The sequence below is a fragment of the Dyella sp. genome (assembly GCF_051962475.1).
Taxonomy (GTDB): Bacteria; Pseudomonadota; Gammaproteobacteria; order Xanthomonadales; family Rhodanobacteraceae; genus Dyella_A.
The window spans coordinates 1-12676 of the sequence record NZ_JBQCCF010000035.1; the positions used below are offsets into that span (position 1 = coordinate 1).

Sequence of the window (12676 nt, forward strand, 5' to 3'; positions counted from 1 at the left end):
GGGGGGTGTGGGGGGGTGTGGGGGGCGCGCCGTGAAAATTCTGGGCGGGCGCCTGGTTTCTTTGGTGGCGCTTGGGGCCCGGCTGCCCCCCGGCCGGGGGGCCGGCCGGGGGGTCGGCGCGCGCGGGGCTGCATCAGATCTTGCCGACCAGGTCCAGCGACGGGGCGAGGGTCTTCTCGCCTTCTTTCCACTTGGCCGGGCACACCTCGTTCGGGTGGGCGGCGACGTACTGGGCGGCCTTGAGCTTGCGCAGGGTCTCGGTGACGTCGCGGGCGATCGCGTTGTCGTGGATCTCCAGCGTCTTGATCACGCCTTCCGGATTGATGATGAAGGTGCCGCGCAGGGCCAGGCCTTCTTCCTCGATGTGCACGTCGAACGCGCGGGTCAGCTGGTGGGTCGGGTCGCCGACCAGGGCGAACTTGGCCTTGCCCACCGCCGGCGAGGTCTCGTGCCACACCTTGTGCGAGAAGTGGGTGTCGGTGGTGACGATGTACACCTCGGCGCCGGCCTTCTGGAATTCGGCGTAGTGATCGGCAGCGTCCTCGACCTCGGTCGGGCAGTTGAAGGTGAAGGCGGCCGGCATGAAGATCACGACGGACCACTTGCCCTTCATGGAGGCGTCGGTCACTTCAATGAACTTGCCGTCCTTGTAAGCGTTCGCCTTGAACGGCTTGATTTCGTTGTTGATCAGGGACATGAGATCTCTTCCTGTAGCTGGGTTGAAGGGATGGGTGAAAGCGTTGATGGACACAACGATACGTGGAAGCCGTCGATTAATCTAATTGATTGTTGGCATGGTCGAAATTGACAAAAGCTATCGATTTAGCCGGATCGACATGGCTGATCCCCGTCACCCGCCGCGTGCTGGCGGGATGCCCGCGTAGGTAGCGCGCGGACGGATCAGGCCGCCGCTGGCGCGCTGTTCCAGCGCGTGGGCCAGCCATCCGGCCATCCGGCCCGCGGCGAACAAGGCCAGCCCGACATCGGGTGACCCACCATAGATAGTGACGATCGCCGCCAAGGCAAAGTCCAGGCTTGGACGCAGCCCGCACTGGTGTTCCACCGCGGCGGTCAGTTGCTGGATGCCGCGCATGGCCGCGCGCCGTGGGTGCAGGGCCTGCAGCTGGTCCAGCAGCAGCCCGGCGCGCGGGTCGCCATCGGGGTACAGCGGGTGGCCGAAGCCGGCCAGCGCATCGCCGCGACGCAGGTACTCGCGCACCAGTTCGTCCGGCTGGCGCTGACGCAGGCTCTGCTGGATCAATGCGTGGGCACGCGCGGTGGCGCCACCATGCTGGGGACCGGACAGCGCCGCCAGGCCGGCGCTGGCGGCGGCATGCAGGCTAGCGCCGGTCGATGCGGCTACGCGCGTGGCGAACGCCGATGCGTTGAGTTCGTGGTCGGCGCATAGCACCAGCGCGCAACGCACCAGCGACGGCAGCTCGCCGGCTGCAGGCGACCACCGCGCGGCCAAGCTGGCATGGATCGGCTGGCGGCCGGCCTTGCCGCCGCTCAGCAGCGCCGCACTCTCGCGCAGCAACTGGGCCGCGCACAGGCGCCCCTGCTCGGCGTGGGCGGCGTGCGAGTGGGGCGCCGACAACGCCAGCAGTGGCAAGGCGGCTGCGGTGCGTTCCAGCGGCGGCAGGTTTTGCTGACGCAACAGCACGACCACGCCAGCGGGCCACGCACACAGGGGCGCAGCCGCGAACGCGTCGTCGTTTTGAGCGTCCCACAGCAGGCGCGCGGTGTCTTCCAGTGTGGCGCCGGATTGCGCCAACGCCAGGGCGGACTGGCCACGGTAGTAGTGACCGTGCGGGCGGATCAGCGAGATCCGCGTCTCCATCACCGGCAGGCCCCAGGTGAGACTGTGCGCCGCACCCTGCGCCGCACTGCGGCCGGCCTGGCGCCGGTCGATCAGTGCTGCCACGTCGTCGGCCCGGTACTCCCGGCTGCGCCCGTCCGCACCCGGGCGCGAGTCGATCTTGCCACGGCTTACGTAGGCGTAAAGCGTGGCCAGGCTCACGCCGAGGCGGGCGGCGGCATCGGCAGCGGGTAGGTAGTCGGTCGCCATGGCAACATATTGATCGATTCGATCAAGATTGATCAACATGTTTGGTCCTCACTACAGTGCCGCCCATCGCGGTTGCGCCAGCTCGCTCGGTGTCATCGCCTACAATTGGACGCTTAGGAGAACCCGCATGACTGTCAACGCATCCGCCGGCGCCCGTTTTCGCGCTGCGCTTTCCGAGGAGACCCCACTGCAGGTGATGGGCGCGATTACCGCCTACGCCGGCCTGATGGCCAAGCGCGTGGGCTACAAGGCGCTGTACCTGTCCGGCGGTGGCGTGGCGGCCAACTCGCTCGGCATGCCCGATCTGGGCATCAGCACCATGGAAGACGTGCTCACCGACGCGCGCCGCATCGTCGACGCCACCGGCATGCCGTTGATGGTCGACATCGACACCGGCTGGGGCGGCGCCTTTAACATCGCGCGCACCATCCGCTCGTTCATCAACGTGGGCGTGGCGGCCGTGCACATCGAGGACCAGGTGGGGCAGAAACGCTGCGGCCATCGTCCGGGCAAGGAAGTGGTGTCCAAGGGCGAGATGGTCGATCGGGTGAAGGCGGCGGTCGATGCGCGCACCGATCCGGGCTTCGTGATCATGGCGCGTACCGATGCGGCTGCGGTCGAAGGCATCGACGCGGCGATCGAGCGCGCCTGCGCCTACGTCGAGGCTGGTGCGGACATGATCTTCCCCGAGGCGATGAAGACGCTGGACGACTACCGCCGGTTCAAGGCGGCGGTGAAGGTACCGATCCTGGCCAACCTCACCGAGTTCGGCTCCACGCCGTTCTTCACCACCGACGAGCTGCGCGGCGCCAACGTGGACATCGCGCTGTACTGCTGCGGCGCCTACCGCGCCATGAACAAGGCGGCGCTGAATTTCTACAAGACGGTGCGCCGCGAGGGCACCCAGAAGAACCTCATCGACACGCTGCAGACGCGCGCCGAGCTGTACGACTTCCTCGGTTATCACGCCTACGAGGACAAGCTCGACGCGCTGTTCGCCAAGGACTGACCCACGACCACCGTAGGAGCCCGCTCGCGGGCGATGCTCTTCTCGCTTTGATGTCGATCAGGAGCAAAAGCATCGCCCGCCAGCGGGCTCCTACAGACAGGCAAACGACATGCCGGGCCGCAGGGCCCGCGCCATTCGCACCAGGAGATCCACCATGACCGAGCAAACCCTGCCCAAGCCGAAGAAGTCCGTCGCGCTGTCCGGCGTTGCCGCCGGCAACACCGCGCTGTGCACCGTCGGACGCAGCGGCAACGATCTGCACTACCGTGGCTACGACATCCACGACCTGGCGGCCAAGGGCTGTTTCGAGGAAGTAGCGCACCTGCTGGTCTACGGCGTGCTGCCCAACTGGACCGAGCTGCAGAACTACAAGGCCCGCCTGAAGCGTCTGCGTGGCCTGCCGGCGCCGGTAAAGGGTGCGCTGGAGCTGCTGCCAGCGTCGACCCATCCGATGGATGTGCTGCGCACCGGCTGCTCGATGCTCGGTACCGTGCTGCCGGAAAAGGAAGATCACAACCTGGCCGGCGCGCGCGACATCGCCGACCGCCTGATGGCCAGCTTCGGCTCGATGCTGCTGTACTGGTACCACTTCAGCCACAACGGCAAGCGCATCGAGACGCAGACCGACGACGACTCGATCGCCGCGCACTTCCTGCACCTGCTGCACGGCAAGAAGCCCAGCGACCTGCACGCGCATTCGCTGGACAAGTCGCTGGTGCTGTACGCCGAGCACGAGTTCAACGCGTCCACCTTCACCGCGCGCGTGATCGCCGGTACCGGGTCGGACATGTATTCGGCGATCACCGGCGCGATCGGCGCGCTGCGCGGCCCCAAGCACGGCGGCGCCAACGAGGTGGCGATGGAGATCATCGCGCGCTATCGCAGCGCGGCCGATGCGGAGGCCGATATCCGCGCCCGTGTCGAGCGCAAGGAGATCATCATCGGCTTCGGCCACCCGGTGTACACGGTGTCCGATCCGCGCAACGAGATCATCAAGGAGATCTCGCGCAAGCTGTGCACCGAGGGCGGCAATCCGACGCTGTTCGACGTCTCCGAGCGCATCGAAAAGCTGATGTGGGACGCCAAGAAGATGTTCCCCAACCTCGATTGGTACTCGGCCAGCGCCTATCACATGATGGGCGTGCCGACTGCCATGTTCACGCCGTTGTTCGTGATCGCGCGCACCTCCGGCTGGAGCGCGCACGTGATCGAACAGCGCCAGGACGGAAAAATCATCCGCCCCAGCGCGAACTACACCGGCCCGGAAGACCAGACCTACGTGCCGATCGACAAGCGCTGACCCAAGCGGCCGCGCGAGTGTCTGCATGCATGCGGGCACTCGCGCAAGCCCCAAGCGTGAGCGGCTCATCGCGGCTCGTCGACGCAGGCTGCACGCGCGCTTCCTCAACCTCGCGGCTCCCACTCGCCAGCCTGTGCATGGAGCCGTTGCATGTCCATTCGTTTCTCCCGTTCCCCGTCGCTGCGTATCGCGCTGCTTTCGCTGCTTCCCCTCGCCGCATGGAGCTCGGCGTCGTTTGCGCAGAGCGACTCCCCCTCGCCGGCGCTCGATCGCGCCTCGTTCCGCATCGGTGGCTATTACGCCAATGTCGATACCGACATCGGCGCAAGTGACAACGGTGGGCGTGCCACCGGCACCTTCAACCTTGAGGACGATCTCGGCTTCAAGGATCACGAGACCGTGCCGCGTGCCCGCGCCGACTTCCTCCTCGGCGACCACCAGGGCCTGTCGCTGGACTACTACAGCATCGATCGCAGCCGCACGGCCTCGCTGGCGCGAGGTATCAGTTATGACGGTGTCGACTACGCGGCCAACGCGAGCGTGCGGGCCAAGCTCGACTTCGACTTCGGCAGCGTCGCCTGGCGCTGGTGGTTCGGCCACGGCAACGATGCCTTCGGCGTGGGCCTCGGTGGCGCCTGGTACCAGATCGATACCCGCCTGAGCGGGCAGGGCGCGATTACCGGCCTGCCGGACGGCCCGATGACCGCTTCGGTCGACACCGGCAGCAAGGACAGCGCCTGGGCGCCGATGCTCCAGCTCGGCTGGCGCCACGCCTTCAACGACCAGTGGCGCATGTACATCGACGCCTCGGGCGTGAAGAAGAACGGCGGCCGGCTGAGCGGACACATCTACAATACGGCGCTCGGCGTGGAATGGATGCCGTGGGAGCACGTCGGCTTCGGTGCCGAGTACAACTTCAGCCGGATCAAGCTCGACTGGCGCCGTACCGCCTACACCGCCCGGCTCGATATGAAGTTGAACGGCCCCTCGATGTACGTGAACTTCCGCTTCTGACGGAGGCTCACGCGTGGCGGCGGCGCTGGCGCTCGGCCAGCCAGCCGCCGCCGCAGATCGTCAGCACCAGCAAGGCGTCCAGGGCGTAGCGCGCCCAGGGCCGCGGATCGAACCAGCCGGCGGTGAGGTGATCGTGCGCAATCATCCGCGCCGCCGTCCAGGCGATCGCGCCGGCGCCGACGTAGACGATCACCGGGAAGCGCCCGATCAGCTTGAGAATCAGCGTGCTGCCCCAGACGACCAGCGGCACGCTGATCAGCAGCCCCAGAATGACCAGGCCCATGTGGCCCTTGGATGCGCCGGCGATGGCCAGCACGTTGTCCAGACCCATCAGGGCGTCCGCCACCACGATCGTCTTGAGCGCCGACCAGAACGTGTCGCCCGGGCTCACCGCCGGATCCTCGTCTTCGTGCTTGAGCAGCTTCCAGGCGATCGGCAGCAGCAGCAGGCCGCCAGCCAGCATGAGTCCAGGCAGTTTGAGCAGGTAGACCACTACGGCCGTGAGCAGCACGCGCACCGCCACCGCGCCGAAGGTGCCCCAGAACACCGCCTTCTTCTGCAGTCGCGGGGGCAGGTTGCGGGCGGCCAGGGCGATCACGATCGCGTTGTCGCCCGCCAGCACGAGGTCGAGCAGGACGATGGCGAACAGTCCGGAGAAGAATTCGGGGGTAAGGAAATCCATGCGGTTCGATTCCGGCGCGCGAGACAAATGCAATAACCACGGCCGCACGCAGCCCCGTGGTTACCGCAAAAGTCTCGTTCGCGGCGGAGCCGCTGCAGTGACCGGAGCGGTGCTCCGCTCGTGATGACGACCACTGCACGAACGCCAGCAGAATCGGCGTCCGGAACTACTCCCTTTTGGGATCAGTAGACCGGCATTCTCGTGGGGGCTGCACATGGCAGTCAAGGCGCGAACGCTTAAGCCAGACACCTTCTCCCATTACAATGGTGGGCCAGCATCCAGCGTTGCCGGGCCCGCTGCAGCCTGCCATCTGCAACCGATGCGCAGCGGCTGCCGCTCCTCGGCATCCCATGTCTTCACCTGAAGGATCCCGATCTCCATGAACGCCGACCATCGCCGCCCCCTTCCTGGCACCTCGCTGGACTATTTCGACGCGCGTGCGGCGGTGGAGGCGATTCAGCCGGAGGCTTATGACGCGCTGCCTTACTCCTCGCGCGTGCTGGCCGAGAACCTGGTGCGCCGCTGCGATCCGGCGATTCTCACCGAGTCGCTGAGGCAGCTGATCGAGCGCAAGCGCGAGCGCGATTTCCCGTGGTTCCCCGCGCGCGTGGTGTGCCATGACATCCTCGGCCAGACCGCGTTGGTGGACCTGGCCGGCCTGCGCGACGCCATCGCCGAGCGCGGCGGCGACCCGGCCGAAGTGAATCCGGTGGTGCCGGTGCAGCTGATCGTCGATCACTCGCTGGCGGTGGAATGCGGCGGCTTTGATCCCGATGCGTTCACCAAGAACCGCGCGATCGAGGATCGCCGCAATGAGGATCGCTTCCACTTCATTGAGTGGACCAAGCGGGCGTTCGAGAACGTCGACGTGATCCCGCCGGGCAACGGGATCATGCACCAGATCAATCTGGAAAAGATGTCGCCGGTGGTACAGGTGCAGGAGGGCGTGGCGTATCCCGACACCTGCGTGGGCACCGACAGCCACACCCCGCACGTGGACGCGCTCGGCGTGATCGCCGTCGGCGTCGGCGGACTGGAGGCCGAGAGCGTGATGCTCGGCCGCGCCTCGTGGATGCGCCTGCCCGACATCATCGGGGTGGAGCTTACCGGGCGTCCGCAGCCGGGCATCACCGCGACCGACATCGTGCTGGCGCTGACCGAATTCCTGCGGGCTTCGAAAGTAGTCGGCGCGTGGCTGGAGTTCCGCGGTGAGGGTGCCGCGGCGCTCACGCTGGGCGACCGCGCCACCATCTCCAACATGGCACCCGAATACGGCGCCACCGCCGCGATGTTCTTCATCGATAGCCAGACCACCGACTACCTGCGCCTGACCGGCCGCAGCGACGAGCAGGTGAAGCTGGTGGAGACCTACGCCAAGGCCGCCGGTTTGTGGGCCGACACGCTGGCGCACGCGCAGTACGAGCGTACGTTGACCTTCGACCTGTCCTCGGTGGTGCGCAACATGGCCGGTCCGTCCAACCCGCACAAGCGGCTGCCGACCTCCGACCTCGCCGCGCGCGGCATTGCCGGTACGTGGGAAGAAAAGCCCGGGCAGATGCCGGACGGCGCGGTGATCATTGCCGCCATCACCAGCTGCACCAACACCAGCAACCCGCGCAACGTGATCGCCGCCGCGCTGCTGGCGCGCAACGCCAACGCGCGGGGGCTCACCCGCAAGCCGTGGGTGAAGAGCTCGCTGGCACCCGGTTCCAAGGCGGTGCAGTTGTATCTCGAGGAAGCGAAGCTGCTGCCGGAGCTGGAGAAGCTCGGCTTCGGCATCGTCGCGTTCGCCTGCACCACCTGCAACGGCATGTCCGGCGCGCTCGATCCGGCGATCCAGCAAGAGATCATCGACCGCGACCTGTATTCGACTGCGGTGCTGTCAGGCAACCGCAACTTCGACGGCCGCATCCACCCGTATGCCAAGCAAGCGTTCCTGGCCTCGCCGCCGCTGGTGGTCGCCTATGCCATTGCCGGCACTATTCGTTTCGACATCGAGAAGGATGTGCTCGGCGTCGATGCCAGCGGTCAGCCGGTGACGCTCAAGGACATCTGGCCAAGCGACGAGGAGATCGATGCGATCGTGGCCTCCAGCGTGAAGCCGGAGCAGTTCCGCAAGGTCTACGATCCCATGTTCGCGCGTACCGGTCGCACCGGCACGCGTGCGGCGCCGCTGTACGACTGGCGCGCGCAGAGCACCTACATCCGCCGTCCGCCGTACTGGGAGGGCGCCCTCGCCGGGGCGCGCAGTCTCACCGGCATGCGTCCGCTGGCGGTGCTCGGCGACAACATCACCACCGACCATCTGTCGCCGTCCAACGCGATCCTGCCGACCAGCGCGGCCGGCGAGTACCTGGCGAAGATGGGTCTGCCGGAAGAGGACTTCAATTCGTACGCGACCCACCGCGGCGATCACCTCACCGCGCAGCGCGCCACCTTCGCCAACCCCACGTTGGTCAACGAGATGGCCGTGGTCGATGGCGAGGTGAAGAAGGGTTCGCTGGCGCGCGTGGAGCCGGAAGGCAAGGTCATGCGCATGTGGGAAGCGATCGAGACCTACATGGAGCGCAAGCAGCCGCTGATCGTGATCGCCGGCGCCGACTACGGCCAGGGCTCGTCGCGCGACTGGGCGGCCAAGGGCGTGCGGCTGGCGGGCGTGGAGGCGATCGCGGCCGAGGGCTTCGAGCGCATCCACCGCACCAACCTGATCGGCATGGGCGTGCTGCCGCTGGAGTTCAAGCCCGGCACCAACCGCAAGACGCTGGGCATCGACGGCAGCGAGACCTTTGACGTAATCGGTGAGCGCAAGCCGGGCGCCGACCTCACGCTGGTGATCCATCGCGGCAACGGCGAGCGCGTGCAGGTGCCGGTCACCTGCCGGCTGGATACCGCCGAGGAGGTGTCAATCTACGAGGCCGGCGGCGTACTGCAGCGCTTTGCACAGGACTTCATCGAGGCCTCGAAGGCGGCATGAGTCGGGTCGCGGAGCCGCGTCTATTCTTCGCGACCATGCCGCCGCCGGCACTGGTGGAATACATCGGTGCTCTGCTGGAGCGGTTCGGACTGGATAAACGCCTGGGAAGCGCCCTGTTTGCACTGGCGAACCTGCATCAGTCGCTTTCCGAGCGCATTTTTTTGCCGACCAATGAAGACTGTGCGGCGTTGCTGCGGGTGGGCGCAGCCGTTTCCGTAGCCTCGTGCACGCTGCATTTCAACCGCATCGAGGGCCCGGCTGGTATGCCGGGGCGCATCCACTGGACGATGCGCGCGCGCGGGGTGCCGAAGGCGTTCACTGCCTTGCTGCAGGAGATTCAGCGCCGCCTCGTGCAAGCAGGATTCGGCCACATCGCCACCGGCGTGACGCCGCACATGACCTTGAGCTACGGCGCTCCCGAGCCGCTGGACAAGATCGTGCTCGATCCACCCATCGTCTGGACCATCGATGAGCTGTGCCTCGTCATCGGTGGCGGCCATCCCTACCGTTACGACATCATCGGCCGTTGGCCGTTGCTGCCTGAAATCGATCCCCCCGCGACGCAGCCAGGCTTGTTTTGAGTCGGCCGCGGCACTTCCGGAGATTCCCATGTCGCATGCTGCACAGATCCGCATCCCCGCCACCTACATGCGCGGGGGCACCAGCAAGGGCGTGTTCTTCCGCCTGCAGGACCTGCCAGAGGCGGCGCAGGTGCCGGGCGCCGCGCGCGATGCTTTGCTGATGCGGGTGATCGGCAGCCCCGATCCCTACGGCAAGCAGATCGACGGCATGGGCGGCGCCACCTCCAGCACCAGCAAGACGGTGATCGTGAGCAAGAGCTCGCGCCCGGATCACGATGTGGATTACCTGTTCGGCCAGGTTGCGATCGATAAGGCGTTTGTCGACTGGAGCGGCAACTGCGGCAACCTTTCCGCTGCGGTGGGTCCGTTCGCCATCGCCAGTGGGCTGGTCGATCCGGCGCGCGTGCCGCGCGACGGCATCGCCATCGTGCGCGTCTGGCAGGCCAACATCGGCAAGACCATCGTTGCGCATGTGCCGATGATCGACGGTGAAGTGCAGGAGACCGGCGATTTCGAGCTGGACGGCGTGACGTTCCCGGCCGCCGAGGTGCAGTTGGAATTCATGGATCCAGCGGCCGAGGAAGAGGGCGCGGGCGGGGCCATGTTCCCCACCGGCAATCTCGTCGACGACCTGGAGGTGCCCGGCGTCGGCACGCTCAAGGCGACGATGATCAATGCGGGCATTCCTACGATCTTCGTCGAGGCCGCGGCGATCGGCTACACCGGCACCGAGCTGCAGGATGCCATCAACGGTGACGACAAGGCGCTGGCGGTGTTCGAGACGATCCGGGCACACGGCGCGCTGCGCATGGGCCTGATCCAGTCGCTGGACCAGATCGCCACGCGCCAGCACACGCCCAAGGTGGCCTTCGTCGCGCCGCCGGCCGACTACGTCGCCTCGAGTGGCAAGCCCGTGAGGGCCGCCGACATCGACCTGCTGGTGCGTGCGATGTCGATGGGCAAGCTGCATCACGCGATGATGGGCACGGCGGCGGTGGCGATCGGTACTGCTGCCGCGATTCCCGGCACGCTGGTGAGCCTTGCCGCGGGTGGCGGCGAGCGACAGGCGGTGCGCTTCGGTCATCCGTCGGGGACGCTACGGGTAGGTGCTGAAGCCAGCCTCGTGTGTGGTAGCTGGACGGTTACCAAGGCAATCATGAGCCGCAGTGCGCGCGTGCTGATGGAAGGCTTCGTGCGGGTGCCGATGCCATAGTTGGTTGGCACCGGCGGCGGCTTTTCGTCGCGGCGACATCGTCTGAGTAAGCTCGTCGACATGCGTGTCCGCTGGCGGGCGAATCGTCCGGGTCGCGCAGCAGTTCCTCAGCTTTCAGGAGACGAGCGCCATGAGCATCCACGACACGCGTTCGGCGAAGCGACCGGAGCCCGACCAGCCGCTGGTCGACATCGCCGATTACGTGATCGATTACGTGATCGATTCCACCGAGGCGTACGACACCGCACGCTACATGCTGCTCGATTCGCTGGGCACCGCGCTGATGGCGATGCGGTTTCCCGAATGCGTCAAGCATCTGGGGCCGGTGGTTCCGGGCGCCACGCTGCCGGGTGGAGCGCGGGTGCCCGGCACCAGCCATGAACTCGATCCGGTGCAGGCGGCGTTCGCGATCGGCACGCAGATTCGTTGGCTGGACTTCAACGACACTTGGCTGGCGGCCGAATGGGGCCACCCGTCCGATAATCTCGGCGCGATCCTGGCCGTGGCCGATTACCTGAGCCGGAAGGCCGAGCGCGAAGGCGGCCAGCCGATGACGGTGCGCGATGTGCTGGCATATACGATCAAGGCGCATGAGATCCAGGGTTGCTACGCGCTGAGAAACAGTTTCAACCGCGTTGGTCAGGACCACGTGATCCTGGTCCGGCTCGCTTCCACGGCGGTGGCTACCGCGATGCTGGGCGGCGACAAGGAACAGATCGTCACCGCGCTGTCTCACAGCTGGATCGACAACGGTGCGCTGCGCACCTATCGCCACGCGCCGAACACCGGGCCGCGAAAGAGCTGGGCCGCCGGCGACGCCTGCCGCCGCGCGGTCATCCATGCGATCAACGCTGTCCATCGGGGCGTGGTCGGCTACCCATCGGCGCTCTCGGCTGCCACGTGGGGCTATTACGACGTGGCCTTTGGCGGCAAGGCCTTCGAGTTCGAGCGGCCGTTCGGCAGCTACGTCATGGAAAACGTGCTGTTCAAGATCAGCTTTCCGGCCGAGTTCCATGCACAGACCGCAGTGGAATGCGCCATGCAGTTGCATGAGCAGGTCGCCGACCGGCTGGAGCAGATCGACAAGGTGGTGATCGAAACGCAGGCGGCGGGGTGTCGCATCATCGATAAGACCGGGCCGCTGGCCAATTACGCCGATCGCGACCATTGCATCCAGTACATGGTGGCCGTCCCCCTGATCTTCGGCCGCCTCATGGCCGAGGACTATGGTGACGCCGTCGCCGCCGACCCGCGCATCGACTCGCTGCGCGAGAAGACGGTGGTCACCGAGAACCCGCAGTTCACCCTGGACTATTTCGACCCGGACAAGCGTTACATCGGCAACGCGGTGCAGGTGTTCTTCAAGGATGGATCGAGTACTGCAAGAGTGTCCGTCGACTACCCGATCGGTCACCGCAAGCGTCGTGTCGAAGGTATCCCGTTGCTGCTCAAGAAGTTCGAGGCAGCTATGCATGGCCATCTACCCGCACACAGGGCTCGAGTGGTGCTCGAGCAGGTAGCCGACCCGGCCACTTTCGATTCGATGCCGGTTCAGCGTTTCATGGAACTTTTCACGCTGTAAAGACAGCGTGAGCCGATAATCCATTTCGTCTTAAGGCGGGGCAGGCAGCCTTTCGCGGGCGTTGTTCATGACGAGCCGCAGCCTGAAAGATTTCGATAAAACAGAAATCACCAAGGAGACACCTGATGAAACGTAAGGGCTTGTATTTTCTGATTGCTTTGGCCCTGGGCGGCGTGGGTGCCGTTCACGCGCAGGACGCGGCACCGGCGCCGGCGGACAGCGCGCCGAGCATGAGCTCGTCGAGCTACGACGA

Annotated in this window: 10 protein-coding genes; 7 read left to right on the forward strand and 3 right to left on the reverse strand. The window is 66.2% G+C overall.

Going from position 1 to position 12676, the window contains the following annotated elements; translation table 11 throughout:
* Positions 1 to 133 precede the first annotated feature (133 nt).
* Both ahpC and ACTHJF_RS08220 read right to left on the reverse strand, forming a co-directional pair.
* Positions 134 to 697: an alkyl hydroperoxide reductase subunit C gene (gene ahpC / locus ACTHJF_RS08215; RefSeq protein WP_440266680.1), complete on the reverse strand. Its 564-nt coding sequence runs from the start codon at positions 695 to 697 to the stop codon at positions 134 to 136.
* A 153-nt stretch (positions 698 to 850) separates the two neighbouring features.
* Entirely contained in the window at positions 851 to 2068 is a 1218-nt protein-coding gene (locus ACTHJF_RS08220) for a citrate/2-methylcitrate synthase (protein ID WP_440266681.1), read from the reverse strand.
* Between the two features lie 127 nt (positions 2069 to 2195).
* Here ACTHJF_RS08220 and prpB point away from each other — a divergent pair, with 127 nt between their 5' ends.
* The 3 genes from prpB to ACTHJF_RS08235 all read left to right on the forward strand — a co-directional run bounded on the left by prpB (position 2196) and on the right by ACTHJF_RS08235 (position 5391).
* Entirely contained in the window at positions 2196 to 3077 is an 882-nt protein-coding gene (gene prpB, locus ACTHJF_RS08225; RefSeq protein ID WP_440266682.1) for a methylisocitrate lyase, read from the forward strand.
* Positions 3078 to 3231: 154 nt separating this feature from the next.
* On the forward strand, positions 3232 to 4377 hold the full coding sequence (prpC, locus tag ACTHJF_RS08230) for a bifunctional 2-methylcitrate synthase/citrate synthase (protein WP_440266683.1): 1146 nt from the start codon (positions 3232 to 3234) through the stop codon (positions 4375 to 4377).
* Between the two features lie 150 nt (positions 4378 to 4527).
* Positions 4528 to 5391 (forward strand): hypothetical protein, encoded by an 864-nt coding sequence (locus ACTHJF_RS08235; RefSeq protein ID WP_440266684.1) that lies wholly within the window; start codon positions 4528 to 4530, stop codon positions 5389 to 5391.
* Positions 5392 to 5398: 7 nt separating this feature from the next.
* Here the strand turns inward: ACTHJF_RS08235 and ACTHJF_RS08240 are convergent, their stop codons facing one another.
* Positions 5399 to 6073: a TerC family protein gene (locus ACTHJF_RS08240; protein ID WP_440266685.1), complete on the reverse strand. Its 675-nt coding sequence runs from the start codon at positions 6071 to 6073 to the stop codon at positions 5399 to 5401.
* Between the two features lie 379 nt (positions 6074 to 6452).
* Between ACTHJF_RS08240 and acnD the strand changes: the two genes are divergently transcribed.
* The 4 genes from acnD to ACTHJF_RS08260 all read left to right on the forward strand — a co-directional run bounded on the left by acnD (position 6453) and on the right by ACTHJF_RS08260 (position 12423).
* Positions 6453 to 9047: a Fe/S-dependent 2-methylisocitrate dehydratase AcnD gene (gene acnD / locus ACTHJF_RS08245; protein ID WP_440266686.1), complete on the forward strand. Its 2595-nt coding sequence runs from the start codon at positions 6453 to 6455 to the stop codon at positions 9045 to 9047.
* Complete coding sequence (locus ACTHJF_RS08250) at positions 9044 to 9628, forward strand: 2'-5' RNA ligase family protein (protein ID WP_440266687.1); 585 nt, start codon at positions 9044 to 9046, stop codon at positions 9626 to 9628. The genes acnD and ACTHJF_RS08250 overlap by 4 nt, the downstream gene beginning before the upstream one ends.
* Positions 9629 to 9656: 28 nt before the next feature.
* Positions 9657 to 10841 (forward strand): 2-methylaconitate cis-trans isomerase PrpF, encoded by a 1185-nt coding sequence (prpF, locus tag ACTHJF_RS08255; protein ID WP_440266688.1) that lies wholly within the window; start codon positions 9657 to 9659, stop codon positions 10839 to 10841.
* Positions 10842 to 10971: 130 nt separating this feature from the next.
* Positions 10972 to 12423: a bifunctional 2-methylcitrate dehydratase/aconitate hydratase gene (locus ACTHJF_RS08260; RefSeq protein WP_440266689.1), complete on the forward strand. Its 1452-nt coding sequence runs from the start codon at positions 10972 to 10974 to the stop codon at positions 12421 to 12423.
* The last annotated feature ends 253 nt before the right edge of the window (positions 12424 to 12676 follow it).